Origin of the sequence: Streptomyces sp. NPDC046759, assembly GCF_040645475.1 — a bacterium.
Taxonomy (GTDB): Bacteria; Actinomycetota; Actinomycetes; order Streptomycetales; family Streptomycetaceae; genus Streptomyces.
This window is the reverse complement of the sequence record NZ_JBEYYJ010000019.1, coordinates 148,617-174,123: the sequence shown is the minus strand read 5'-3', so window position 1 is coordinate 174,123 and position 25,507 is coordinate 148,617. Positions and strand designations below refer to the sequence as shown.

Below are 25,507 nucleotides of genomic sequence, written 5' to 3'. Positions count from 1 at the left end.
ACGCCACGCAGAAGGGCCCCGTCCGGGTTACGGACGGGGCCCTTCGCGGTGCCCGGGCCTCGATAGGGTGGACCTGTTCGAGATTCGTATCCCGTACTGCGGGACACCCACCCAGGAGCGGCTCATGAGCGCTGTGACCCCCGCTGGAGGCGACACCGCGGCGGGCCGTTCCTGGCCCGCCCTGCTGAACGGCCTGCTGGACGGCCACGACCTGTCCGCCGACGACACCGCGTGGGCGATGGACAGGATCATGCGCGGCGAGGCGACCGACGCACAGATCGCCGGGTTCGCCGTGGCTCTGCGGGCCAAGGGACAGACGGTGCAGGAGATCACCGGTCTGGTCCGCACGATGTACGAGCACGCCAACGTCATCGAGGTGCCCGGCCATACCGTCGACATCGTCGGCACGGGCGGCGACGGGGCCAGGACGGTGAACATCTCCACCATGTCGTCGCTGGTCGTCGCCGGTACCGGGGCGAAGGTCGTGAAGCACGGCAACCGCGCCGCGTCCTCCGCCTCCGGTTCCTCCGACGTCCTGGAGAAGCTGGGCGTCAACCTCGACCTGCCGCCCCGGCGGGTGGCCGAGGTCGCGGACGAGGCCGGCATCACCTTCTGCTTCGCGGTGAAGTTCCACCCGGCGCTGCGTCATGTCGGCGCCGCGCGCGGCCAGTTGGGCATCCGGACGGTCTTCAACCTGCTCGGCCCGCTGACCAACCCGGCCAAGGTGCGCGCCCAGGCGGTGGGCGTGGCGGTCGCCCACGAGGCGCCGATCGTCGCGGGCGTGCTCGCCGAGCGCGGCAACTCCTCGCTGGTCTTCCGCGGCGACGACGGCCTGGACGAGCTGACCACGACGTCCACGTCCCACGTCTGGGTCGTCCGCGACGGCAAGGTCACCGAGGAGAGCTTCGACCCGCGTGACGTCGGCATCGGTCTCGTCCCCGTGGAGGCGCTGCGCGGCGGCGACCCGTCGTACAACGCGGAGGTCGCCCGCCGCCTGCTGGACGGCGAACAGGGCCCGGTGCGGGACGCCGTCCTGCTGAACTCCGCGGCGGCCCTGGTGGCCCTCCGGCCGACCGACGCCCCGCTCGCCGAGCAGCTGCGGGCCGGCATGGTCCGGGCCGCCGAGTCCATCGACTCGGGCGCGGCGAAGCGGGCACTGGAGCGGTGGGTGACCGCCACCAACCGCTGACCGCGGCACCACGCGAGGCAAGGCGCAGTCCGGATGGCGGACTGCGCCTTGCGCATCGAAGATCGTGTGGCAGGATACTGAACCAGGTCATGAGTGACAGCCATTCGGCCCCGGCCGGCTGTCCGGCAACCCTCCGTCCGTGGCGGGGTGCCCCGGGTGAGGACCAGGTCGTGGACAGCAGGGTTCACGGCAAGCGCGGACCCCTCGCACGCTTTTCACAAGTGTGGGGCCAGGGGTCCTGGTCGTTCGAGGGAGCCTTCCGTGAGCAAGCGAATGCGATAGGGCCGCAGAGCCCCGCCTCCGCACACCCCTTTCACCCGCCCACGCTCGAGCGTGCCCGCTCGCGTGGCGGATTCCGCCTGCCTTCACGGGAGTTCAGTCATGTCCGTCTTCTCCGTCTTCACCGCTGCCGCCGACCGGTCCGTCTGCCGTGACCTTTCGGAGGCGCTGCCCGTTCTGGGCCGCGACGTCACCGTCCCCCTCGTCACCGGCGGCGAGGTCGCCTACGCGGCCCTCGACTACGCGGCCAGCGCCCCCGCCCTGCAGCGCGTCTGGGACGACGTGGCCGCCTACGCGCCGTACTACGGCAGCGTCCACCGCGGCGCCGGCTACCTCTCCCAGCTCTCCACCGACCTGTTCGAGAACGCCCGCAGGACGGTCGCCGCGTTCCTCGGCTGCCGGACCGACGACCAGGTGATCTTCACCCGCTCCACCACGGACTCCCTCAACCTGCTCGCCCGTGCCCTCCCCGCCGGCTGCCAGGTGTTCGTCTTCGAGACCGAGCACCACGCCTCGTTGCTGCCCTGGCAGGACGCGGAGGTCACCTACCTCGATGCGCCGCGCACCCCGCAGCAGGCCGTCACGACCCTGGAGCGGGCCCTCGCCGACCGCACCCCGCACGGCCCGGCCCTGGTCTGCGTCACCGGCGCCTCCAACGTCACCGGCGAACTGTGGCCGGTACGCGAGCTGGCCGCCGCCGCGCACGCCCACGGCGCCCGTGTCGTCCTCGACGCCGCCCAGCTCGCCCCGCACCACCCGGTCGACGTCCGGGACCTGGACGTCGACTGGGTCGCCTTCTCGGGCCACAAGCTGTACGCCCCCTTCGGCTCCGGCGTCCTGGCCGGCCGTGCCGACTGGCTGCGCGCGGCCGAGCCCTACCTCGCGGGCGGCGGCGCCAGCCGCAAGGTGACCCGGCGTCAGGACGGCGGCGTGGACGTGGAGTGGCACGAGAGCGCGGCCCGGCACGAGGCCGGCTCCCCGAACGTCATCGGCGCCTACTCCATCGCGTCGGCCTGCAAGGCCCTCACCGAGGCCGGCTGGGACACCCTGGTCGCCCGCGAGCAGCACCTGATCCGCAGGGTCCGCGTGGGCCTGGCCGAGGTCCCCGAGGTGAAGATCCTCTCCCTCTTCGGCGACGACGCCCCGCGCGTCGGCGTGATCTCCTTCGTCGTCGAGGGCTGGAACAGCTCCCACTTCGCCGCCGCGCTCTCCGCCGAGTACGGCATCGGCGTCCGCGACGGTCTCTTCTGCGCCCACCCCCTGGTGCGCACCCTCCTCGGCAGCGACCCGCAGACCCAGGGCGAATGCGGCGCCCCCGAGGCGGCGCCGGGCGAGAAGTCCCTCAACGCCATCCGCGTGAGCTTCGGCGCGGGGACTCCCGACGAGCACGTGGACCGTTTCGTCACCGCGGTGAGGGAGCTGGTGACCGAGGGTGCGAAGTGGACGTACCGGACCGAGGACGGCCGCTGCGTACCGGCGGTGTGAACAGCGCCGCGCGGAGGGGCGGGGCCCTGCGGCCCCGTCCGGAACGGGGCTCCGCCTCCCGGCCCACGTCCGCCCGCCTCGCGGTGCCCGGGCCGGGCCGGCGGCTCGCGGGTCGTCGGGGGCGGGCGGGCGACCGTCCCCGTCGCCGGGGCGGCCGACGGCTGCCTGAGCGGCGCCGCTCCTAGTTGTCCAGACCGATCGCGAACGCCGCCTCCAGGTCGTGCTGGGAGTACGTGCGGAACGCGACGTGTGTGTCGGTGCCCTCCACGCCGGGGATCTTGCTGATCCGGCCGGGGATGACCTCGGCGAGGTCCTCGTGCCGGCGGACCCGGACCATGGCGATCAGGTCGTAGGTGCCGGTGACCGAGAAGACCTCGCTGACGCTCTCCAGCGCGGCGATCCGCTCCGCGATCTCGGGGATCCGGTCCACGCTGGTCTTGATGAGGACGATCGCGGTGATCACGGCTGGTTCTCTCCCTCGGGTGCCGGAGCTGGGGCGGGCTTCACTCTAGTCGCCCGCCCGTCGCCCACCACCGCCGTCCCGGCGCCGGGCTTCGCACCCCTCTTCCTGTAGCGGACCCACGCGTAGCCGAAGCCGAGGCCGAAGCCGACGAGGTGGGCCAGGTACGCCACCCCCGGCCCGTCGGAGCTCTGCCCCGCCGCCGCCCACTGCAGTGCCGCCCAGAACGGCAGCACGACCCACGCGGGGAACCGCAGTGGCAGGAAGAACAGGAACGGCAGAAGACTGGTGACACGGGCGCGGGGGAACAGGTAGAGGAACGCTCCGAGGACCGCCGAGATCGCCCCGGAGGCGCCGACCAGCGACTGCTCGGAGGCGGCGTTGGCGGCCGCGTAGCCCAGCAGGGCCAGATATCCGCAGCCGACGTAGAAGAGGCTGAACTCGACCCGGCCCATCCGTTCCTCGGTCATCACGCCGAAGACGAAGAGGAAGAGCATGTTGCCGAGCAGATGCACCCAGCTGCCGTGCACGAACAAGGCCGTGGCGGGGGTCAGGGCGGCGCGCACCGGCCTGGCGAACAGCTCGGCCGGTACCACCCCCCAGCGCCGGAAATACGCCCGCTGCGCGGCGAGCAGGGCGTCCCCGGAGCCGTATCCCGGGGTGAGACCCGAGGCCGGGCCCAGGACGAAGAGCAGACAGCACAGGGCGATGAGGCCGTACGTCACGGGTGCTGGGGTGCTCCGGATCGCTCTGAGCGCCCTGCCGGCCGCCGTGCTCCACTCGCTGATCATGAACACAGAGCATGACGTAACGGGACGCAAGCCGACAGACCGCCTCGCCGCCGCGGACGGACCAGCGGCGACTTGCCCCCAGGCCGTAGGGTTACCGCCACACGCGTCGGCCGGCGGCGCGGCGAGCGACGACGAGAAGGAAGCGGACAGCCACGATGACGGTTCCCCTGCCGACCGCGACCACCCGATGGCGCTGCACCCTGTGCGGCAACCTCACCCGGTTCGACGTGACGCGTTCCTCGAAGGTCGTCGAGTACGTCCACCTCGATCTGGCCGGCGAGCCGACCGTGGAGGAGCGCGAGGTGGTCAGTGAGACCATCGAGTCGGTGCGCTGCCGCTGGTGCAACGCGGTGGACCAGGTGGAACTCGTGGACAGGCCGGGTGCCGGCTCCTGAGCGGAGCGGCCCCGTGGACGTGAAGTAGTGGGGTGTGACGGATGGTGGAGACCGCAGGCGGGGGGCCGGGCGACGGCACCGCTGAGGTGCTTGACCGTCCGCTGCCCGACGGCGTGCGCCGCCGGGTCGTGCAGATCGTCTCGGACGCCTTCGGCGGCCTGACCCTGACGGAACTGCCCGCCCAGCTCCGGCAGTACGCCCGGTTCACCCCCAGCCGCCGGGCGAAGTTCGCCGGGAACGCGATGGCCGCGGCCCTGGAGACCGATCCGCTGTTCCGCCAGCGGATCGGGGAGAAGCTCAGAGAGGCACAGCCGGAACTCGCCGGCGCCCTGGAATCCGGCTCCCCGCCCCCGGCCGCGGACCCGCTCGACGTGGCGGCCGCGGCCTACGTACTGCGCCAGGGGGGCTGGGTGAAGCTGGTGACCGCGGCCGGCGAGGAGGCCCAGCGGGCGGACGCCGAGCGTGCCGACGAGGAGAGCCGGGCCGAGCTGGAGCGGCTGCGCGCCGAGCTGGCCGAGGCCCGCGACCACACCCGCGCCGAGGCCGAACGGCTGCGTGCGGAGCTGGAGTCGGTGAAGAAGGAAGCGGAATCGCTTCACCGCAAACTCCGTTCCGCCGTCAGCGACGTCAGGCGCGGGGAGGCGGCGCTGCGCAAGGCTCAGGCCGAGATGGACGCCGTGCGCGCCGAGGCGCAGCTGCGGGCGTCGGCCGCCGAGAGCGAGTCCCGCCGGCTCAAGGCCCGCCTCGGTGAGGCCGAGGCCGCGCTGGAGGCCACCCGCCGGGCCGCCCGCGAGGGCCGCAGCGTGGAGGACATGCGGGTACGGCTGCTGCTCGACACCCTGCTGGACGCGACCCAGGGCCTCCGGCGCGAACTCGCCCTGCCACCGGTGTCGGTGCGGCCGGCCGAGACCGTGGATGCGGTCGAACCGGGACGGATGACACCGAAGGACATCGCGGCTCGTGCCCTGTCCGAGAACGATCCGGCCATCCTCGACCAGTTGCTCGCGCTGCCGCAGGCGCATCTGGTGGTCGACGGCTACAACGTCACCAAGACCGGCTATCCGCAGATGCCGCTGGAGAAGCAGCGGCTCAGGCTCCTCGGCCAGCTCTCCGCGCTCGCCGCGCAGACCGGCGCCGAGGTGACGTGCGTCTTCGACGGCGCCGAACTGGCCGCCCCGGTGTTGCTCGCGCCGCCGCGCGGGGTGCGGGTGCTGTTCTCCAAGCCGGGTGTCACGGCCGACGAGCTGATCCGCCAACTGGTGCGCGCGGAGCCGCCCGGCCGTCCGGTCATCGTCGCCTCCACCGACCGGGAGGTGGCCGACGGGATCGCCAGGGCGGGTGCCCGACCGGTCGCGTCTGCGGTGCTTCTCAAGCGACTGTCCTGAAGGTCCAACGGGCATACGCAATGCCCGAATTGGACTGATCCTCACGCAACGTAGTGTCAGTCGCGCGTCACTGCATGTGAGTCATGGGCAAAGAATGCATTGTGTGATGGGATTTTTTAGTGTGAGGATTTGAACTGATCACAAGTGGGTCACTAGGGTCTGGGCTCGAACCTCCGAACGGGTGATCATTCACTCACTCACAAGAAGGAGTTCGTCCTCCGTGGCGTCCCACCGTCGACCCAAGCAGCAGAGTCGCGCCCGCGTGACTGTGCTGACCACCGCAGCCGCCGCAGCCGTCGTCCTGAGCGCGAACGCCGCCAACGCCGCGCCGAGCCAGAAGCTCACCAAGGACCAGGTCAAGGCCAAGGTCGACGACCTCTACCAGCAGGCCGAGCAGGCTTCCGAGAAGTTCGACGGGGCGAAGGAGAAGCAGCAGAAGCTGCAGAAGGAAATCTCCACCATCCAGGACAACGTCGCCCGCGGCCAGCAGGACCTCAACAAGCTGCGGGACGGCCTGGGTTCGCTGGCCACCGCGCAGTACCGCTCCGGCGGCATCGACCCCTCGGTCCAGCTCTTCCTGTCCTCCAACCCGGACGACTTCCTCGACAAGGCCTCCACGCTCGACCAGTTGAGCGCCCAGCAGGTCGACGCCCTGAAGAAGATTCAGGACAAACAGCGCGAACTCGCCCAGGAGCGGGCGGAAGCCGCCGAGAAGCTCAAGGACCTCTCCTCCACGCGCACCCAGCTGGAGCAGAAGAAGCAGGAGGTCCAGGCCAAGCTCGCGGATGCGCAGAAGCTCCTCAACACCCTGACGGCCAAGGAGAAGCAGGAGCTGGCCGCCCAGCAGGCCCGCGCCGACCGCTCCTCCAGCCAGCGCGTGAACCTCGGCGACGCCCCGCCGGCCTCCGGCCGCGCCGCGGCCGCCTTCGCCGCCGCCCAGAGCGTGCTCGGCTCGCCGTACGTCTACGGCGCCTCCGGCCCGTCCTCCTTCGACTGCTCGGGCCTGACCTCCTGGGCCTACGCCCAGGCCGGCGTCTCCATCCCGCGCACCTCCGAGTCGCAGGCCACCATCGGCACCCGGATCAGCTCCATCAACGACCTGAAGGTCGGCGACCTGGTGTTCTTCTACGGCGACATCCACCACGTGGGCCTGTACGCCGGCAACGGCCAGGTCCTGCACGCCCCGCACACCGGCGCCGTGGTCCGCTACGAGGCGATCTCCGACATGCCGTTCCAGTTCGGCGTCCGGGTCTGACCCTTCCCGCGAGCAGCGGTCCGACACCCCGGCGAAACCCGGTCCGATACCCGCGAGGGCGGGGGGAGATGCTGACCCGGCGGCGCCCGAACGGGCGAATCCCGTGGACCGGAAGTGACTCGACGCCCCGCCCATGACCTGCGTCAGCGGCGGGGCGTCACCCTGTGTTGCCACCGCGGCCTTTGGCCGGGGGCCTTCGACGCGGCTACTGTCTGCCCCGTTTCCCCGGCGCCGGGGCCATCCCCGTCCCCAGGCGCCGGGGAAGCAGTCTCGTGTCCGCCAGCAGAAGGACTGCCGTGGGGTCTCATCGCCGCCTTGCCTCGTCCGGATTCGACCGGGGTGCCGTCACCCTCTGTGTGCTGTCGGCCGCCGCCGCCGCGCTCGGTGCCGTACCGGCGCACGCGGCGCCGCGCGGCGGCACCCGGGGTGAGGTGGACCGGCTCTACGAGGAGGCCGAGCAAGCGACCCAGGCCTTCGACAAGGCGCAGGAGCGGGAGGGCGTGCTGCGCCACGAGGTGCGCGAGGCCCAGGACCTCATCGCCCGGAAGCAGCAGCGCATCAACACCCTGCGCGAGCAGCTCGGCTCACTGGCCGGCGCCCAGTACCGCGCGGGCGGCATCGACCCGGCCGTCGCGCTGCTCTTCTCCGACGACCCCGACGACTACCTCGACAAGGCGTCCACCCTGGACCGCATCACCGCCCAGCAGGCCGGCCGGCTGAGGGAGCTGCAGTCGGCGCTGCGGGAGCTCGCCCAGGAGCGCACGGAGGCGGCCGGCAAGCTCGCCGAACTGGCGAGCAGCCGCAAGGCCGTGGTCACGAACAAGCGGATCGTGGAGAAGAAGCTCGTCAAGGCCCGGCAGCTGCTCAACACGCTCCCGGTCGCCGAACGCGCCGACTTCACCGAGCGGGTCTCGCGCTCCGACGGCGACGGCCGCGCCGATCTGCCCGCTCTGTCCGTCCTGCCCGACCTCACGGGTCTCGTCGCGCCCGAGGCCTCCGAGGCTGACGCCCCCGACCCCCGCGCCGCCGCCGCGGTGGCCGCCGCCCGCTCAGCCGTCGGCCGGCCGTACGTGTGGGGTGCCAGCGGCCCCTCCAGCTTCGACTGCTCGGGCCTGATGCAGTGGTCGTACGCGCACGCCGGGGTTCATCTGCCGCGCAGCTCGCAGGAGCAGCGGTTCGCCGGCCGGAGCGTCCCGCTCTCCCAGGCCCGCCCCGGCGACCTGGTGATCTACCGTTCCGACGCCAGTCATGTCGGGATGTACGTCGGCAACGGCCAGGTCGTCCACGCCCCCTACCCGGGAGCGACGGTGCGCTACGACCCGGTCGGGATGATGCCGATCTCCTCGGTCACCCGGCCCTGAACCCGCCGCTCGCCGTTACGATCGGGAAATGGCTGGTCGCAGACGGGTGTGGAGCATCGGGGCCGTGGGGCTCGGACTGCTGCTGCCCCTGGCCGGCTGCGGCGGCACCCCGGCCGACTCCGTCCGCACCGAGGTGCAGCACCTGCTGGACCGGCGCTCCGCCGCCCTCCTCGGCCACGACGAGACGGCGTACGGGGCGACGGGCACCCGCACCGAGTACACCCGGCTGCGCGCCCTGCCGCTGGCCTCCTGGACCTACCGGGTCACGGCCGTGCGCCGCACCTCCTCCGGCGCCACCGCCGAGGCCGACCTGAGCTACCGGGTCGCCGGGTACGACAAGGCCCCGGTCGACGCCCGCCGCACACTCACCCTCGGCCGCACCGCCGACGGGAAGTGGTACGTCACCGCCGACGGACCCGCCCGGGACACCGGCCAGCAGCTGTGGGACCAGGGCCCGGTGACCGCCTTCAGGGGTGCGCACAGCCTGGTGCTGGGCACCGGCCGGACCTCCGCCGACCTGCGGCGGTACGCGGCGCTGGCCGACCGCGCCGTGCCGGCCGTCTCCCGGGCCTGGGGCAGCGGCTGGACCCGCCATGTCGTCGTCCTCGTCCCGCGCTCCCTGCAGGGCATGGCGCGTCTGCTCGGCTCGCCCGCCGCGAACTACCGGGGCATCGCGGCCGTGACCACCGGCGAGGCGGGAGGCTCGGGCAATGCTCCGGCGGACCGGGTGGTCGTCAACCCGGATGCGTACGCCATCCTCGGCGACCTCGGCAAGCAGGTGGTGCTCACCCACGAGACCACCCATGTGGCCACCCGCGCGCACACCACCGCCGCGACCCCGCTGTGGCTCTCCGAGGGCTACGCGGACTGGATCGGCTACCTCGGCACCGGCCGCAGGCCGGCCGAGGTCGCGCCCGAGCTCACCCGTGCCGTCCAGGACGGCCACCCGCCGACCGCGCTCCCCGCCGACAAGGACTTCGGCTTCACCAGCGCCCCGTCCGAGCTCGCCCAGGCCTACGAAGGCGGCTGGCTGGCCTGCCGGATGATCGCCGACCACTGGGGCACGGCCCGGCTCGACGCCTTCTACCGCGCTGTCGGCGATCACCGGAAGCGGGCCGGCGCGGTCGAGAACGCCCTGGAGAAGGTGCTCGGCACCACACCGGGAGCGTTCACCGAGCAGTGGCAGCAGTATGTACGGGCACAGCTGACCCGGACCGAGTGAACCCCTCCCGGGCGTCGGCCGGCGGTCCGGAGGCCGGGGGCCGCCGGGACGCGTCAGGGGGAGACCGGGGTCTCGTGCGGGCGGGCCGGCTGGGGCGGCAGGGACGAGGTGGGGGCCGGCGGCACGGTCGAGCGCCACAGTCGGCGGCCCGCCGTCACCGAGGCCGCGACCAGCAGGCCGTTGCGCACCGCCAGCAGCAGGACGCCGTACCGGTCGCTCGTCACCACGTGCCCGAAGCCGAGGGGGAACTCCAGGACCGTCACGAAGGAGGCGGCCACCACCATCACCGCGGGCGCCGCCATCCGGCTCGCCCGGTACGACACGCACACCGCGGCCAGGCCGACCAGCCACACCAGGTACTGCGGACTGATCACCCGGCTGGTGACCGTGAACAGCAGGACGGCGGTGAAGGCCGCCTCGGCGAGCGTGTGCGGCGCCGTCCTGCGCACGCGCAGCCGCCACAGCAGCAGCCAGCCGAAGGCGGCCCCCGTCAGCGCCAGCGCCACCGCGCTGACCTGGTCCACGTGCGGGCCGAGGAACTCGATCGAGCCGTAGTTCAGCAGCACCTGGCCGTGCCAGCCGAAGTGCCGGGCCACATGGAAGACCAGCGCGCCCAGCGACTCCACCTCGGTACCCCGGTCCCGCTGGAAGGTGAGGAAGGCGAAGGCGCCCGGCATCGACACCGCGAACAGCGCGGCGAGGCCGGACGAGGTCACCGCCGCCGACCACCACGCCCGCCGCCGCATGACACCGACCAGCAGCAGCGCCGGCCACACCTTCAGCAGCGCCCCGAACGCGGCGAGCGCGCCCATCACCCTGGGATGCCGGACCCCGGCGAGCAGCGCCGCCACGGCCACCGCGGTCACCATCACGTCGTAGCGGGCGTACACCGTCGGGCCGAGCAGCGGCACCCCGGCGACCCACACCCAGGTGCCGCGCGCGGACCGGCCGGGGAGCCGGGCGGTGCGCAGCAGCAGCGCCAGGACGACCACGTCCGCGAGGAACGCCAGCACGAAGAAGGCGTGCGCGTACGACAGGAAGGGCAGCGCGGCGGGGGAGAGGACCGGCAGGGCGGCGGCCGGCGGGTACTGCCAGGTCACGTCGTCCAGCGGAAACGTGCCCTGGCGCAGCACCTCGTACCAGCCCCGGTAGATCACCGAGACGTCGGAGGTGACGTCCGGGCCCGGGAAGACGAACACCTGGAACACGAAGAGCAGCAGTGCCGCACGGGTCACGCCCCAGGTCGCGAGCAGCCATGCCAGGGACCGCCCGGCGCCCTTCGTCTCCACGAGATCCCCTGCCGTTCGATTTCAGGTCGGGCACCATGATGTCGTGTGCCGGTGTGCGCATGCCACAAACTCGGCCGCGCCCGGCTCCGGACAGCCGATTCGGTAGGGTCGGCGACGATGCACAAGACCCTGATCGTCACCAACGACTTCCCGCCCCGGCCGGGCGGCATCCAGGCCTTCCTGCACAACATGGCCCTGCGCCTGGAGCCCGGCCGGCTGGTCGTCTACGCCTCCACCTGGAAGCGTAGCCGGGAGGGCGTCGAGGCCACGGCCGCCTTCGACGCCGAGCAGCCCTTCACCGTCGTACGCGACCGTACGACCATGCTGCTGCCCACCCCGCGGGTGACCCGGCGGGCGGTGGGACTGCTGCGCGAGCACGGGTGCGCCTCGGTGTGGTTCGGTGCCGCGGCACCGCTCGGCCTCATGGCCCCGGCACTGCGCAGGGCCGGCGCCGGGCGACTGGTGGCCACCACCCACGGCCACGAGGCCGGCTGGGCCCAGCTGCCGGCGGCCCGGGACCTGCTGCGCCGCATCGGCGAGTCGACGGACACGATCACCTATCTGGGCGAGTACACCCGCTCCCGCATCGCCACCGCGCTCACGCCGGCGGCGGCGGGCCGTATGGTCCAGTTGCCGCCGGGGGTCGACGAGAAGACCTTCCACCCCGGCTCCGGCGGCGACGAGATCCGCGCCCGCCTCGGCCTGACCGACCGCCCGGTCGTGGTCTGCGTCTCCCGCCTGGTCCCGCGCAAGGGCCAGGACACCCTCATCCGGGCCATGCCCCGCATCCTCGCCGCGGAGCCGGACACCGTCCTGCTCATCGTCGGCGGCGGGCCCTACGAGCGGGACCTGCGGCGGATGGCGGCCGAGACCGGTGTCGGCGGCTCCGTCCGTTTCACCGGCTCCGTGCCCTGGTCCGAACTCCCCGCCCACTACGGCGCCGGCGATGTCTTCGCCATGCCCTGCCGCACCCGCCGCGGCGGCCTGGACGTGGAGGGCCTGGGCATCGTCTACCTGGAGGCCTCGGCGACGGGGCTGCCGGTGGTGGCGGGCGACTCGGGCGGCGCTCCGGACGCGGTCCTGGACGGGGAGACCGGCTGGGTGGTCAGGGGCGGCTCCGTGGAGGAGGCCGCGGACCGCATCATCCCCCTGCTGCAGGACCCCGGGCTGCGCCGCCGCATGGGCGAGCGCGGCCGCAAGTGGGTGGAGGAGAAGTGGCGCTGGGACCTGTTGGCGGAGCGCCTGAAGGACCTGCTGTAGTGCAGCAGGCCTGAGAACCTCCCTTCCCCCGGTGGCGTCTTCACACTTGGCGGAAGCCCATAATCCGCCCATGCTGCGCACATGACAGCAAACCTGATGAGACGTCAGCTGACGAGACGTCACATACTCGGCATGGCCGCACTGCAGACCGCAGCGGCCCTCGGCTTCACCCGCATCGGACTCCAGTCGGCCCGAGCGGCGCAGCCCGACGCCGCGGAAGCCGCGCCCGCGATCGTCATCGGCTCCGGTTACGGCGGCGCGGTCGCCGCCCTCCGCCTCGGCCAGGCCGGCATCCGCACCCTCGTCCTCGAAATGGGCCGGCTGTGGAACACCGCCGGCCCCGACGGCAGGATCTTCTGTTCCACCACCGCCCCCGACCAGCGCTCCATGTGGTTCCGCACCCGCACCGAGGCCCCGCTCGCCACCTTCCTCTGGCTGGACGTGGTCAACAAGGACATCGGCTCCTATCCCGGCGTCCTGGACCGCGTGCACTACGACAGCATGTCCGTCTACGTCGGCCGCGGCGTCGGCGGCGGCTCCCTCGTCAACGGCGGCATGGCGGTCACGCCCCTGAGGTCGTACTTCAGCGAGCAGTTCCCGACCGTGGACGCCGACGAGATGTACGGCACCTACTACCCGCGCGCCCGCTCCATGCTCGGCGTCAACACGATCGACCCGGCCTGGTTCGAGTCCACGGAGTGGTACCGGTTCACCCGCACCTCCCGGAAGGCCGCCGGCAACGCGGGCCTGAGGACCACCTTCGTGCCGAACGTCTACGACTTCGGCCACATGCAGCAGGAGGCCGCCGGCACGGCCCCGAAGTCCGCGCTCGCCGGCGAGGTCATCTACGGCAACAACCACGGCAAGCGCAGCCTCGACAAGACCTACCTGGCCGCCGCCCTCGGCACCGGCAACGTCACCCTCCACACCCTGGAGAAGGTGAGGTCCATCAGCCGGGCGGCCGACGGGTCGTACGTCCTGACCGCGGACCGGATCGACACCACCGGCGCGGTCGTCGAGACCAAGAGCTACGGCTGCACCTATCTCTTCCTCGGCGGCGGCAGCCTCGGCACCACCGAACTCCTCGTGCGCGCCCGGGACACCGGCACCCTGCCCGACCTGAACCCGGCCGTGGGCGCCGGCTGGGGCACCAACGGCAACACCATGCTCGGCCGCGCCAACCACGTCTGGGACACCGTCGGCGCCGACGAGGCCACCATGCCGGTGATGGGCATCGACGACTGGGCCAACACCGACAACCCCGTCTTCGCCGAGATCGCCCCGCTGCCCATGGGGTTCGAGCACTGGATCAGCCTCTATCTGGCGATCACCAAGAACCCCGAACGGGCCTCCTTCACCTACGACTCCGCCTCCGGCACGGTGAAGCTCGGCTGGAGTCCCGCCCAGAGCGCGGTGTCGGTGAGCATGGCCAGGAAACTGTTCGACCGGATCAACCTGGCCAACGCGACCATCTACCGCTACGACCTGTTCGGCTCGAACAGCAAGGTCTTCGCCGACGACTTCACCTACCATCCGCTGGGCGGCTGCGTCCTCGGCAAGGCCACCGACGACTACGGCCGGGTGAAGGGCTACGACCGGCTGTACGTCACCGACGGCTCGCTCGTGCCCGGCAACATCGGCGTGAACCCCTTCGTCACCATCACCGCGCTCGCCGAACGCACGATGGCGCGGGTCCTCGCCGAGGACACCGCGCCATGACGCTCCGTCAGGAGGCGTGCTACTTCGCGTAGATCGCCTCGATCTCGTCCGCGTAGTCCTTCGCCACCACGTTCCGCTTGAGCTTCAGCGACGGGGTGAGGTGGCCCGACTCCTCCGTGAACTGGGAGGACAGAATGCGGAACTTCCGCACCGATTCCGCCTTCGACACCGCGGCGTTGCCGTCGTCGACCGCCGACTGGATCTCAGCGTTCAGGTCCGGGTCGTCCTTCAGCGACGCCGCGGTGGAGCCCGCCGGCTTGCCGTGTTCGGCGGCCCAACGGGCGAGGAACTCCTCGTCGACGGTGACCAGCGCGCCCACGAACGGCCGCCCGTCGCCCACCACCATGCACTCCGCGACCAGCGCGTGCGCCCGGATCCGGTCCTCGATCACCGCGGGTGCCACGTTCTTGCCGCCGGCCGTGACGATGATCTCCTTCTTCCGGCCGGTGATCCTCAGGTAGCCGTCCTCGTCCAGCGTGCCGATGTCACCGGTGTGGAACCAGCCGTCGGCCAGCGCCTCCGCGGTCGCGCCCGGGTTGTTCCAGTACTCCTTGAACAGGTGCTCACCGTGCAGCAGCACCTCGCCGTCGTCCGCTATCCGGATCACCGAGCCGGGCAGCGGCTGGCCGACGGTGCCGATCTTCTGCCGGTCCCACGGGTTGAAGGCCGTCGCCGCGCAGGACTCGGTCAGGCCGTAGCCCTCCAGCACCGTGAAGCCGATGCCCCGGAAGAAGTGCCCGAGCCGCTCGCCCAGCGGGGCACCGCCGGAGATGGCGTACTCGCCCCGGCCGCCGAGGACCGCGCGCAGCTTGCTGTAGACCAGCTTGTCGAAGACCTTGTGCTTGACCTTCAGGCCGAACGCCGGGCCCGACGGGCTGTCCAGCGCCTTGCTGTAGGCGATCGCGGCGTCGGCCGCCTTGTCGAAGATCGCGCCCTTGCCGTCCGCCTGCGCCTTGGCCCGCGCCGAGTTGTAGACCTTCTCGAAGACCCGCGGGACACCGAGGACCAGCGTCGGCCGGAACGCGGCCAGCTCGTCGGTGAGGTGCTTGATGTCCGGGACGCAGCCCAGCTTGATCGGCGCCATCATGGGGGCGATCTGCACGAGCCGGCCGAAGACGTGCGCGAGCGGCAGGAAGAGCAGAACCGAGCACTCACCGGTGCGGAACAGGGGGCGCAGCCGCTCCACGATGTTGCCGCACTCGGCGAAGAAGCTGCGGTGGGTGAGCACACAGCCCTTGGGACGGCCGGTCGTACCGCTCGTGTACACGATGGTCGCCGGGTCGTCGGCCCTGGCGAGCGAGCTGCGCTCCTCGACCGTCTCGGCGGACACGTCCTGCCCGAGCCGCCCGAGCTCCTCGACGCCGCCGGCCTCGATCTGCCAGACGTGCTTCAGGGCGGGCAGCGACTCGCGCACGGACTCCACGGCCGCCGCGTGGCCCGCCAGTTCCACGACGCAGGCGGTGGCGCCCGAGTCGGACAGGATCCACTGCACCTGCTCCGGCGAGCTGGTCTCGTACACCGGCACGGTGACGGCGCCCGCGCTCCAGATGGCGAAGTCGAGGAGCGTCCACTCGTACCGGGTGCGGGACATCAGGCCCACCCGGTCGCCCGGCTGCACCCCGGCGGCGATGAGACCCTTGGCGGCGGTGTGCACCTCGGCCAGGAACTCCCGGGCCGAAACGTCCTGCCAGACACCGCCCACCTTGCGGGCGATCACGGCGACGTCAGGATGCTGCGCGGCGTTTCTGCGGACGATGTCGGTCAGGTTGCCGTCCGCAGGGACCTCGTACAAAGCCGGAAGGCTGAACTCGCGCAAGACTGCTGCTCCTCATAGGGCGCCGGCGCCACGACACTGTGTGATGCGACGGTGTGGTCCAAGGCTCGGGCAAGTGCTCGGGAATTCAGCTGTTGAAATCCAGAGCACGACTGGACTGCCCGGACGTTACCCGCCGGTATGGCGTTCCGGACAGGGGGTTCCGGCGAGATGTTCGCTGCGTCACACATGTTGGCGTTCCTTCGCGCACAGTAGTCCACGGCCGAACCGACCGGCGAGTAACCGCAGGCGGGACCGAGACTGTTCACGCAGACCCCACAGGCCTACCCTTGATCGCCATGGCCTCCACACCCTCCGGCAACCACGGCTCCGGCACACGCAGGACGCGCGTCCACGTGGTCAGCGACGTGCACGGCAACGCCCGGGACCTGGCCCGGGCCGGCGAGGGTGCCGACGCCCTGATCTGCCTGGGCGACCTCGTGCTGTTCCTGGACTACGCCGACCACTCGCGCGGCATCTTCCCCGACCTGTTCGGCAAGGAGAACGCCGACCGCATCGTCGAGCTGCGCACCGCCCGGCGCTTCGAGGAGGCCCGGGCGTTCGGGGCCCGGCTGTGGGCCGGCATCGGCGCCGACCGGGGCGCGGCCATCGAGCGGGCGGTGCGCAGGCAGTACGCCGAACTGTTCGCCGCGTTCCCCACTCCGACGTACGCCACCTACGGCAACGTCGACATGCCTGTGCTGTGGAAGGAGTACGCCCGCCCCGGCACCACCGTGCTCGACGGCCAGCGGGTGGAGATCGGCGGCCGGACCTTCGGGTTCGTCGGCGGCGGCCTGAAGACGCCGATGCGGACGCCGTACGAGATCGACGACGAGGAGTACGCGGCGAAGATCGAGGCGGTCGGCGAGGTCGACGTGCTGTGCACGCACATCCCGCCGGAGGTCCCCGAACTGGTCTACGACACCGTCGCCCGCCGCTTCGAACGCGGCAGCCGCGCGCTGCTCGACGCCATCCGCCGCACCAGACCCCGCTACGCGCTGTTCGGGCACGTCCACCAGCCGCTCACGCCCCGCATGCGGATCGGCGCCACCGAGTGCGTGAACGTGGGCCACTTCGCGGGAACGGGCCGGCCCTGGGCCCTGGAATGGTGAGGAGCGGCACATCGGGTGAAGGCGGCAGGTCGGCGGCGCGGTAGCCTTCACGCTGCACACACGTGCGCACGACGACCTCTGTACCGGCCCGTATCTGGAGGAGCCACGGCGATGGCGGAACACACCAGCTCGAGCATCACCATCGAGGCGGCACCGGCCGACGTCATGGGGGTGATCGCCGACTTCGCCCGCTACCCGGACTGGACCGGCGAGGTGAAGGAGGCGGAGGTCCTCGAGACCGACGACCGGGGCCGCGCCGAGCAGGTCCGCCTCGTCATGGACGCGGGGGCGATCAAGGACGACCAGACGCTGGCCTACACCTGGACCGGCGAGAACGAGGTCTCCTGGACCCTGGTCAAGTCCCAGATGCTGCGCTCCCTCGACGGCTCGTACATCCTCAAGCCCACCGGCTCCGGCACCACGGAGGTCACCTACCTCCTGACCGTCGACGTCAAGATCCCCATGCTCGGCATGATCAAGCGCAAGGCGGAGAAGGTCATCATCGACCGCGCGCTGGCCGGTCTGAAGAAGAGGGTCGAATCGGGGGAGAAGTAGTCACTCCGGAGTCATCCCGGTTTACCGTCCGCGCACGAAGGTACCGTTCACCCTCATGCGCACCATCCTGATCACGGGCCCGGGCGGCAGCGGTCGTACCACGGTCGCCGCCGCCACCGCGCTCGCCGCCGCCCGCGAGGGCACCCGCACCCTCCTGCTGAGCGCCGACCGCACCGACACCCCGGGCGCCGCGCTGGGCTCCGCGACAGGACCGGCTCCCGCCGAGGCCGCCCCGAACCTCACCACCTGGCGCCCCGACGCGGTCGCCCGCTTCCGCGAGGACCTCACCGCCTTCCAGGAGCGCGCGGCGAACGTCCTCGACCTGCTCGGCGCCGCCCGGCTGGACGCCGAGGAGGTCACCCCGCTGCCCGGCGCCGAGGAGCTGTCCTTCCTGCGCGCCCTCAGGGACGCCGCCCTGTCCGAGCGCTTCGACCTCCTCGTCGTCGACCTCCCGCCCCTCCCGCAGGCCCTCGCCCTGCTCGCCCTTCCCGAGGAACTGCGCCGCTATCTGCGCCGCCTGCTGCCGGCCGAGCGGCAGGCGGCCCGCGCCCTGCGCCCCGTCCTCGGTCGGCTGGCCGGGGTGCCCATGCCCGCCGACTGGCTGTACGAGACGGCGGCCCGCTGGGACGTCGAACTGGCCGCCGTGGAGGCCGTCCTCACCGACCGGAACACCGCCGTCCGCCTGGTCGCCGACCCCGGTCCGGCCGGCGCCGACGCCGTACGGACCGCGGGACTCGGCCTCGCCCTGCGCCGCCTGAGCACCGAGTCCCTGATCGCCAACCGCGTCCTGCCCGAGGCCACCGGGGACAGCTGGCTCTCCTCCCTCCTCGCCCAGCAGCGCAAGACGCTCGCCGACTGGCAGGAGCAGCCCTACGACGTCCACCCCGTCCCGCACCTCGGCCGCGACCCCCGCGGCGGCGACGACCTCACCGCCCTCGGCGTACCGACGGTCGACCCGGCGCCCGCCCCGGCCGAGTGGCCCGTCAGCGACCGGATCGCCGAGGACGGCGTGCTGGTCTGGCACATCCCCCTGCCCGGCGCCATACGGGACGAGCTGGACCTGATCCGGCGCGGCGACGAACTCGTGATCACCGCGGGTACCTTCCGGCGGCTCGTCCCGCTGCCCTCCGCCCTGCGCCGCTGCACCGTCTCCGGGGCCGCGCTGCGCGAAGGCGAACTGCGGATCCGCTTCACGCCCGACCCCGCCCTGTGGCCCGCCGGCGGACGGTGAACCGGGGACGCCCGTTCGGGTAACGTCGTAAGGGCGAACCGTAGTCAGGAGTCCGCCATGAGCGAAGAGCGTCCCGCAACCGACTCGTCCGAGGAGCAGGGCCGGGCGACCGACGCCGACGCCTGGGCCACGGCCTGCGCCGAGGACCTCGCCGCCGAGAAGTCCCGCCGCCGCGCCGAGTACGGCCCGCAGCCGGGTGCGGCCGCGGAGGAACTGAAGAAACTCGTGGACACGGTGGCCGACAAGCTGTCCGGCCTGAAGTCACCGCTCCTCGGCAGCCTTGCCGGACCCGCCGCCCAGCAGGTGGTGCGGCAGGTCGTCCAGCAGGCCAAGGCCGCCGTCGAGCCCGTCATAGACCGCAACCCGGACGTCTTCGACCACCTGGCCGCGGCCGGCGGCGAACTGCTCGCCGCCTACCGTTCCGCCGTCCAGGCCCAGGAGCGCCGCTGGACCGCCCGCACCGCCGACGACCTGACCCGCGAGGGCCCGGACGGCCGGCGCGACCGGGGCGAGGGCACCGGCCCAGGGGAACGCATCGACCTGGACTGAAGCCCTCCCACGGCAGGGCCTCGGGTACGGTTGGCCGTAGCGGGGCTCGACCGGAACTGAGGGATTCATGGGACTCACCATCGGCGTCGACATCGGCGGCACCAAGATCGCGGCCGGCGTGGTCGACGAGGAAGGCAACATCCTCTCGACCTTCAAGGTGCCGACCCCCACCACGCCCGAGGCCATCGTGGACGCCATCGCCTCGGCGGTGGAGGGTGCCAGCGCCGGACACGAGATCGTGGGCGTGGGTATCGGTGCGGCCGGTTACGTCAACCGGCAGCGCTCCACGGTGTACTTCGCGCCGAACATCGACTGGCGTCAGGAGCCGCTGAAGGAGAAGGTCGAGGCCCGCGTGGGCCTCCCGGTCGTGGTCGAGAACGACGCCAACGCCGCCGCCTGGGGCGAGTACAGGTTCGGCGCCGGCAAGGGCCACCGCAACGTCATCTGCATCACCCTCGGCACCGGCCTCGGCGGCGGCATCATCATCGGCAACAAGCTGCGCCGCGGCCACTTCGGCGTGGCCGCCGAGTTCGGCCACATCCGGATGGTCCCGGACGGCCTGCTGTGCGGCTGCGGCTCGCAGGGCTGCTGGGAGCAGTACGCCTCGGGCCGCGCCCTCGTCCGCTACGCCAAGCAGCGCGCCAACGCCACCCCCGAGCGCGCCGAGGTGCTGCTGGCGCTGGGCGACGGCACCCCCGACGGGATCGAGGGCAAGCACATCTCCGTGGCCGCCCGCCAGGGCTGCCGGGTGGCCGTGGACTCCTACCGCGAGCTGGCCCGCTGGGTCGGCGCGGGCCTGGCCGACCTGGCCTCGCTCTTCGACCCCTCCGCGTTCATCGTGGGCGGCGGCCTCTCCGACGAGGGCGAGCTGGTCCTCGACCCGATCCGCAAGTCCTACAAGCGCTGGCTGGTCGGCGGCAACTGGCGCCCGGTGGCCGACGTGATCGCGGCCCAGCTCGGCAACAAGGCGGGCCTGGTGGGCGCCGCCGACCTGGCCCGGGAGCCCGACCCGGTCATGTAGGGGAGGCGTCGACGGTGCCCGCCGCGTCCGGTCCCGGGACGGGCGGGCATCGTCGTATGTTGATCGGCATGGCGACCAGCACGCTCCTTCCCAACTCCCGTACCGAGCCCGACGGTTCCGCGGTCCTCCGTGTCCTCAGCTACAACATCCGCTCGATGCGGGACGACACCGAAGCCCTGGCGAGGATCGTCACCGCCTGCGCCCCCGACCTGGTCCTGATCCAGGAAGCCCCCCGTTTCTTCCGCTGGCGCAAGAAGCTGGCCCGGCTGGCCGCGGCCTCCGGCCAGGTGATCCTCACGGGCGGTGCCACCGCCGCCGGACCGGCGATCCTGTGCTCGCTGCGGGCCGTGGCCGAGCGCACGGAGGACGTCCTGCTCCCGCTCACCCCCGGCCTCCACCGACGCGGCTTCGCCACGGCCGTGGTCCGCTTCGGCAGGGCCCGGCTGGGCGTGATCAGCTGTCATCTGAGCCTGGACGGCAAGGAGCGGTACGAGCAGAGCGGTATGCTCCTCGACCGCCTCGCCGGACTCGGCGTCCAGCACGCCGTCGTCGGCGGCGACCTCAACGAGGGCCCCGAGGGCCCCGCCTTCCGCCGGCTCTCCGCCGGCCTCCAGGACTGCCGGGCCGCCTCCCCCTGGGGCGGCGAGAGCACCTGGCCGCACAGCGACCCCCCGCGGCGCATCGACGCGGTCTTCGCCACCAAGGGCATCGAAGTCCTGGGCTGTGGGGTGCCGCTGAACCAGCCGGGTGTCACCAGGGCCGACCTGACCGCGGCCACGGACCACCTCCCGGTGCTCGCCGCCCTGCGCGTACCGGTGGCGTGAGGTCCGGGACGGTCAGACCACCGCGCCGCGCCCCGGGTCGTCGTCCTCCTCGTCGTCCGTGCGCATGCGCATCACCAGCGTGGCGAAACCGCCGAGGAAGCCGCCGATGCCCAGGGTCGTCAGCCACCAGGTCATCTCCCAGCCGAGCACCACGGCCAGCAGGAGCAGGATCGGCCCGCCGACGACGCCCAGCCAGGCGAACTTCGCGGTGGTGTCGGCCGCCGGCAGCGGTGGCGGCTCCGGCGGCACGAAGTGACCCTCGTCGTCCTCGTCGAAGTCGTTCTCCGACGGCTCGGGCGGGCTGTAGTCGCGCGGGCCGATGACGGGCGCGAAGGACACGGAGCTGCCCAGGGGCTTGACCGGCGCCTTTCCGGTGTCGCCGTCCGTGTCCATCTCCGGCAGCGCCAGGTCCTCGACCGGTTTGTAGGGCGTGCTGCCGGGCGGGTCCTTCGGCTCCTCGCCGTACCCGGCGACGATGGCCCGCCAGGCGGCGTCCTCGTCGAAGGGCAGCCCCTTCTCGTCCGGCTCGCGGCCCTCGCGGCCCTCGCGGTCGGACTCGTGCTCAGCCACCAGTGGCCGTCCCTTCCTTGCCGAGACTGGGTGCGAGCCGGCCCATGAAGGCGAGGCTCTCCTCGAAGACCCGGTCCGCATCCTCGTCCAACGTCGCCACGTGGTAGCTGTGTTCCAGCACGATCTGAGTGACGTCCGTGGACGACACCCGGCTCAGCACCCGGGCCGAGTCCGCCGCCGGGACCACATGGTCCTGGGCGCTGCGCAGCAGCAGCAACGGCTGGGTGACCTGGGGCAGCTCGCCGTCCAGCCGGCGCAGGAAGACCCGCAGGGAGTGCGCCGCGTGCAGCGGCACCCGGTCGTAGCCCAGCTCGGCCGCGCCCCCCTTCGCGATGTCGCTGGCGATGCCCTTCGTCGTCCGCACGAGATGCCGGGCCACCGGAAGGGCGTACGCCGACAGGCCGTGCACCTTGTTCGCCGGGTTGACGACCACCACGCCGCTGATCCGCTCGCCGTGCCGCGCGGCGAGGCGCAGGGCCAGCGCGCCGCCCATCGACAGGCCCGCGACGAACACCTGGGAGCAGCGCCCGGAGAGGAGACGCAGTTCCCGGTCCACCTCCGCGTACCAGTCCTGCCAGCCGGTGACCTGCATGTCCTCCCAGCGGGTGCCATGGCCGGGCAGCAGGGGGAGCGACACGGTCAGGCCGTGCGCCGCGTGGTGCTCCGCCCAGGGGCGCAGCGACTGGGGCGAGCCGGTGAAGCCGTGGCAGAGGAGGACCCCCACCTCCCCGCCCTCGTGGCGGTACGGCTCGGCTCCGGGGAGGACCGGCACCTTCGACGCTCCTGTTCCTGAGCAGGCCCCCGCCGGCGGCCGGCAGAGGCGGGAGGAAAACGTGCGGATTGCTTCACCGTACGCGACCGCACCGACACCGACCAGGGTCGTCGGGACCTTTGACGGTCCCGACGGGTTAAGGTCTGTTCGACGGAAACGGGAGGCACGCGGGTGTTGTACGGCACGATGAAGGTCGCCATCGGGGGACCGCTGAAGGTCGCCTTCAGACCCTGGGTGGAAGGCCTGGAGAACATACCGGCCGAGGGGCCCGCCATTCTGGCGAGCAATCACCTGTCCTTCTCGGACTCTTTCTTCCTGCCCGCGGTCCTGGACCGCAAGGTCACCTTCATCGCCAAGGCCGAGTACTTCACCACCCCGGGGGTGAAGGGCCGGCTGACCGCTGCCTTCTTCAAGGGCGTGGGACAGCTCCCGGTGGACCGCTCCGGGGCGCGCGGGGCCGGCGAGGCCGCGATCAAGAGCGGCATAGAGGTGCTCGAACGCGGTGAGCTGTTCGGCATCTACCCCGAGGGCACCCGCTCGCCCGACGGCCGGCTCTACCGGGGCAAGCCCGGCGGCCTCGCGCGCGTGGCGCTCGCCACCGGCGCGCCGGTGATCCCGGTCGCCATGATCGACACCGAGAAGATCCAGCCGCCCGGCAAGGTGATGCCGAAGCTGATGCGGCCCGGCATCCGCATCGGCAAGCCGCTCGACTTCGGCCGGTACGTCGGCATGGAGCACGACCGCTTCGTCCTGCGGGCCCTGACCGACGAGGTCATGTACGAGATCATGAAGCTGTCCGGCCAGGAGTACGTCGACATGTACGCGACGGCGGCCAAGCGGCAGATCGCGGAGGCCGCGAAGGCCGCCAAGGAGGCGGAGAAGACAGCCAGGGAAGCGGAGAAGAAGGCCGAGGAGCAGCCCGAGGAGTAGGCGGCAAGCGGGGGAGCCGGGGGGCGGGGGAGATGCCCGAGCGCGTGATGAGGATGTCGGTCGAGCTGCCGCTGTGGCGTGCACTCGCCGGCTACCGCGTCCTGACCATGCTGTACGCCATCGGCCTGGGCGCCACCAGGTACCACCTCTTCGTGCGCCCCTGGGCCGCCGTCTGCTACTTCGCCGTCCTGTTCGTCTGGACCCTCGCCACCCTGCCCAGGGTGCGCAACGCCGCGAGCTGCACCAAGGGCTTCCTGGCCGCCGACCTGACCATCGCCCTCACCGGCGTCCTGATCACCCCGCTCGCCGACAGCCAGCAGCGGATCGGGGGCGGCCCCACGCTGCCGTCGATATGGACCGCCGGGGCGGTGCTGGCCTTCGCGATCAAGGGCGGCTGGCGCTGGGCCGCCGTCGCCGCCACGCCGGTCGCCCTGGCCAACCTGGCCGAACGCGGTCATCCCGCCCGGGACACCGTGCACAGCCTGATCCTCGTCTGGGTGGCCTCGATGGCCATCGGCTACGTCGTGGAGGTCGCCCGCGCCTCCGAGCGCACCCTCGCCCGCGCCCTGGAGATCGAGGCCGCGACCCGGGAACGGGAGCGGCTGGCCCGCGACATCCACGACGGGGTGCTCCAGGTGCTGGCGATGGTGCAGCGGCGCGGCGCGGTCGTCGGCGGCGAGGCGGCGGAGCTGGGGCGGCTCGCCGGGGAGCAGGAGGCGGCGCTGCGCGCGCTGGTCACCGGCGGCCCGGTGCCGGTTGCCCGGCTGCCGCAGGACGCCGCGGCCGGGGCCGTCGTACGCGCGGTGCAGGACCCGTACGCCGACGACCCGGACGGACCGGTCGACCTGCGCCCGCTGCTCGCCCCCTGCGCGGGTGCCCGGGTGAGCCTCGCCGAGCCCGGTGCGCCGGTGGAGCTGCCCCGGCCGGCGGCGCGGGAGCTGGCCGCCGCGGTCGGCGCCGCCCTGGACAACGTGCGCAAGCACGCCGGGGCCGGGGCCCGCGCCTGGATCCTGGTCGAGGACGAGCCGGACGAGATCGTCGTGACGGTCCGGGACGACGGCCCCGGCATCCCCGAGGGCCGGCTCGCCCAGGCCGAGGGGGAGGGCCGGCTCGGTGTGGCCCAGTCGATCCGGGGGCGGCTGCGCGACCTGGGGGGCAGCGCCGAGCTGATCTCCGTTCCCGGGCAGGGCACGGAAGTGGAACTGAAGGTACCGAAGGGCGTCCGACGGGCGCGGGGGAAGAAGGCGGAGCGGCGATGAGCGAGCAGCAGGACCCGATCAAGGTCATGGTGGTGGACGACCACCCCATGTGGCGCGACGCGGTCGCCCGGGACCTGACCGAGTCCGGCTTCGATGTGGTCGCCACGGCCGGCGACGGCGACCAGGCGGTCCGGCGCGCCAAGGCCGCGGCCCCCGACGTCCTCGTGCTCGACCTGAACCTGCCGGCGAAGCCCGGCGTCCAGGTGTGCAAGGAACTGGTCGCCCACAACCCGGCGTTGCGTGTCCTCGTGCTGTCCGCGAGCGGTGAGCACGCCGATGTGCTGGAGGCCGTGAAGTCCGGCGCGACCGGCTATCTGCTGAAGTCCGCCTCCACCGAGGAGCTGCTGGACGCCGTGCGCCGCACCGCCGTCGGCGACCCGGTCTTCACACCCGGCCTCGCCGGGCTGGTCCTCGGCGAGTACCGCCGCCTTGCCTCCGAGCCCGTCCCCGCGCCCGGCACCGACGAGCCCGGCGCGCCCCGCCTCACCGACCGGGAGACGGAGGTGCTGCGGCTGGTCGCCAAGGGGCTCAGCTACAAGCAGATCGCCGAACGCCTCGTGATCTCCCACCGCACGGTCCAGAACCATGTGCAGAACACCCTCGGCAAGCTCCAGTTGCACAACAGGGTCGAGCTGGTGCGGTACGCCATCGAGCGCGGGCTCGACGACGAGTAGGCCCGCGCGGAGCCGTACACGCCGGAATCACCCTTCCCGCCTCTCCCGATGTGACGTGAATCACCATTAACGTGACTCTGTGTCAGGGAACCGCGGTGAAGGGACAT

Annotated in this window: 24 protein-coding genes and 1 riboswitch; of the genes, 18 read left to right on the top strand and 6 right to left on the bottom strand. The window is 72.2% G+C overall.

Annotated elements, in window-relative coordinates; translation table 11 throughout:
• Positions 1 to 124 precede the first annotated feature (124 nt).
• On the top strand, positions 125 to 1,189 hold the full coding sequence (trpD, locus tag ABZ919_RS25155; protein ID WP_361251872.1) for an anthranilate phosphoribosyltransferase: 1,065 nt from the start codon (positions 125 to 127) through the stop codon (positions 1,187 to 1,189).
• Between the two features lie 85 nt (positions 1,190 to 1,274).
• Positions 1,275 to 1,391, top strand: a riboswitch (SAM riboswitch).
• A gap of 179 nt (positions 1,392 to 1,570) precedes the next feature.
• Positions 1,571 to 2,953 carry an aminotransferase class V-fold PLP-dependent enzyme gene (locus ABZ919_RS25150; protein ID WP_361251870.1) on the top strand — a complete coding sequence of 461 codons (1,383 nt, stop codon included), beginning with the start codon at positions 1,571 to 1,573 and terminating at the stop codon, positions 2,951 to 2,953.
• Between the two features lie 181 nt (positions 2,954 to 3,134).
• Here the strand turns inward: ABZ919_RS25150 and ABZ919_RS25145 are convergent, their stop codons facing one another.
• A complete protein-coding gene (locus ABZ919_RS25145) occupies positions 3,135 to 3,416 on the bottom strand; it encodes an Lrp/AsnC ligand binding domain-containing protein (RefSeq protein ID WP_361251867.1) in 282 nt (93 codons plus the stop codon).
• Positions 3,413 to 4,204, bottom strand: a complete 792-nt coding sequence (locus tag ABZ919_RS25140; protein ID WP_361251864.1) for a rhomboid family intramembrane serine protease — start codon at positions 4,202 to 4,204, stop codon at positions 3,413 to 3,415. The genes ABZ919_RS25145 and ABZ919_RS25140 overlap by 4 nt, the downstream gene beginning before the upstream one ends.
• A 155-nt stretch (positions 4,205 to 4,359) precedes the next feature.
• Between ABZ919_RS25140 and ABZ919_RS25135 the strand changes: the two genes are divergently transcribed.
• From ABZ919_RS25135 to ABZ919_RS25115, 5 genes are all read left to right on the top strand, one after another.
• On the top strand, positions 4,360 to 4,599 hold the full coding sequence (locus ABZ919_RS25135) for a hypothetical protein (RefSeq protein ID WP_014672226.1): 240 nt from the start codon (positions 4,360 to 4,362) through the stop codon (positions 4,597 to 4,599).
• A gap of 41 nt (positions 4,600 to 4,640) precedes the next feature.
• Positions 4,641 to 5,984 carry an NYN domain-containing protein gene (locus tag ABZ919_RS25130; protein WP_361251862.1) on the top strand — a complete coding sequence of 448 codons (1,344 nt, stop codon included), beginning with the start codon at positions 4,641 to 4,643 and terminating at the stop codon, positions 5,982 to 5,984.
• Between the two features lie 220 nt (positions 5,985 to 6,204).
• Positions 6,205 to 7,239, top strand: coding sequence for an NlpC/P60 family protein (locus tag ABZ919_RS25125; protein WP_361251859.1), 1,035 nt, complete (start codon positions 6,205 to 6,207; stop codon positions 7,237 to 7,239).
• Between the two features lie 296 nt (positions 7,240 to 7,535).
• Positions 7,536 to 8,600, top strand: a complete 1,065-nt coding sequence (locus tag ABZ919_RS25120) for an NlpC/P60 family protein (protein ID WP_361251856.1) — start codon at positions 7,536 to 7,538, stop codon at positions 8,598 to 8,600.
• A 28-nt stretch (positions 8,601 to 8,628) separates the two neighbouring features.
• Positions 8,629 to 9,822 carry a hypothetical protein gene (locus ABZ919_RS25115; RefSeq protein ID WP_361251853.1) on the top strand — a complete coding sequence of 398 codons (1,194 nt, stop codon included), beginning with the start codon at positions 8,629 to 8,631 and terminating at the stop codon, positions 9,820 to 9,822.
• A 53-nt stretch (positions 9,823 to 9,875) separates the two neighbouring features.
• On the opposite strand, the gene ABZ919_RS25110 is transcribed toward ABZ919_RS25115, so the two are convergent.
• Positions 9,876 to 11,111 carry a glycosyltransferase family 87 protein gene (locus tag ABZ919_RS25110; protein ID WP_361251851.1) on the bottom strand — a complete coding sequence of 412 codons (1,236 nt, stop codon included), beginning with the start codon at positions 11,109 to 11,111 and terminating at the stop codon, positions 9,876 to 9,878.
• Positions 11,112 to 11,228: 117 nt separating this feature from the next.
• On the opposite strand from ABZ919_RS25110, the gene ABZ919_RS25105 reads away from it, so the two are divergent.
• Positions 11,229 to 12,371, top strand: a complete 1,143-nt coding sequence (locus ABZ919_RS25105; RefSeq protein ID WP_361251848.1) for a glycosyltransferase family 4 protein — start codon at positions 11,229 to 11,231, stop codon at positions 12,369 to 12,371.
• 132 nt (positions 12,372 to 12,503) lie between these two features.
• Positions 12,504 to 14,090: a GMC oxidoreductase gene (locus ABZ919_RS25100; protein ID WP_361251845.1), complete on the top strand. Its 1,587-nt coding sequence runs from the start codon at positions 12,504 to 12,506 to the stop codon at positions 14,088 to 14,090.
• Between the two features lie 19 nt (positions 14,091 to 14,109).
• Here ABZ919_RS25100 and ABZ919_RS25095 read toward each other — a convergent pair whose 3' ends face one another.
• The gene (locus ABZ919_RS25095) at positions 14,110 to 15,906 is read right to left on the bottom strand and encodes an AMP-dependent synthetase/ligase (protein ID WP_361251843.1); all 1,797 of its coding nucleotides are present in this window, start codon (positions 15,904 to 15,906) and stop codon (positions 14,110 to 14,112) included.
• 296 nt (positions 15,907 to 16,202) lie between these two features.
• On the opposite strand from ABZ919_RS25095, the gene ABZ919_RS25090 reads away from it, so the two are divergent.
• From ABZ919_RS25090 to ABZ919_RS25065, 6 genes are all read left to right on the top strand, one after another.
• A complete protein-coding gene (locus ABZ919_RS25090) occupies positions 16,203 to 17,015 on the top strand; it encodes a metallophosphoesterase (RefSeq protein WP_361251840.1) in 813 nt (270 codons plus the stop codon).
• Positions 17,016 to 17,126: 111 nt separating this feature from the next.
• A complete protein-coding gene (locus tag ABZ919_RS25085; protein ID WP_361251837.1) occupies positions 17,127 to 17,570 on the top strand; it encodes an SRPBCC family protein in 444 nt (147 codons plus the stop codon).
• 55 nt (positions 17,571 to 17,625) lie between these two features.
• Positions 17,626 to 18,801, top strand: coding sequence for an ArsA-related P-loop ATPase (locus tag ABZ919_RS25080; RefSeq protein ID WP_361251834.1), 1,176 nt, complete (start codon positions 17,626 to 17,628; stop codon positions 18,799 to 18,801).
• 57 nt (positions 18,802 to 18,858) lie between these two features.
• Positions 18,859 to 19,350 (top strand): DUF5304 domain-containing protein, encoded by a 492-nt coding sequence (locus ABZ919_RS25075; RefSeq protein ID WP_361251832.1) that lies wholly within the window; start codon positions 18,859 to 18,861, stop codon positions 19,348 to 19,350.
• A gap of 67 nt (positions 19,351 to 19,417) precedes the next feature.
• Positions 19,418 to 20,371 (top strand): ROK family glucokinase, encoded by a 954-nt coding sequence (locus ABZ919_RS25070; RefSeq protein ID WP_361251829.1) that lies wholly within the window; start codon positions 19,418 to 19,420, stop codon positions 20,369 to 20,371.
• A gap of 68 nt (positions 20,372 to 20,439) precedes the next feature.
• On the top strand, positions 20,440 to 21,195 hold the full coding sequence (locus ABZ919_RS25065; protein WP_361251826.1) for an endonuclease/exonuclease/phosphatase family protein: 756 nt from the start codon (positions 20,440 to 20,442) through the stop codon (positions 21,193 to 21,195).
• Positions 21,196 to 21,207: 12 nt separating this feature from the next.
• Here the strand turns inward: ABZ919_RS25065 and ABZ919_RS25060 are convergent, their stop codons facing one another.
• Both ABZ919_RS25060 and ABZ919_RS25055 read right to left on the bottom strand, forming a co-directional pair.
• The gene (locus ABZ919_RS25060) at positions 21,208 to 21,765 is read right to left on the bottom strand and encodes a hypothetical protein (RefSeq protein ID WP_361251823.1); all 558 of its coding nucleotides are present in this window, start codon (positions 21,763 to 21,765) and stop codon (positions 21,208 to 21,210) included.
• Positions 21,758 to 22,537, bottom strand: a complete 780-nt coding sequence (locus ABZ919_RS25055; RefSeq protein WP_361251821.1) for an alpha/beta fold hydrolase — start codon at positions 22,535 to 22,537, stop codon at positions 21,758 to 21,760. Before ABZ919_RS25055 ends, ABZ919_RS25060 begins: the two co-directional genes overlap by 8 nt.
• Positions 22,538 to 22,723: 186 nt before the next feature.
• Here ABZ919_RS25055 and ABZ919_RS25050 point away from each other — a divergent pair, with 186 nt between their 5' ends.
• From ABZ919_RS25050 to ABZ919_RS25040, 3 genes are read left to right on the top strand one after another with little or no spacing between them, the layout of a single operon-like run.
• The gene (locus tag ABZ919_RS25050) at positions 22,724 to 23,467 is read left to right on the top strand and encodes a lysophospholipid acyltransferase family protein (protein ID WP_361251893.1); all 744 of its coding nucleotides are present in this window, start codon (positions 22,724 to 22,726) and stop codon (positions 23,465 to 23,467) included.
• Positions 23,468 to 23,499: 32 nt separating this feature from the next.
• The gene (locus ABZ919_RS25045) at positions 23,500 to 24,726 is read left to right on the top strand and encodes a DUF5931 domain-containing protein (protein ID WP_361251819.1); all 1,227 of its coding nucleotides are present in this window, start codon (positions 23,500 to 23,502) and stop codon (positions 24,724 to 24,726) included.
• Positions 24,723 to 25,400, top strand: a complete 678-nt coding sequence (locus tag ABZ919_RS25040; RefSeq protein WP_361251816.1) for a response regulator transcription factor — start codon at positions 24,723 to 24,725, stop codon at positions 25,398 to 25,400. The genes ABZ919_RS25045 and ABZ919_RS25040 overlap by 4 nt, the downstream gene beginning before the upstream one ends.
• Positions 25,401 to 25,507 lie beyond the last annotated feature (107 nt).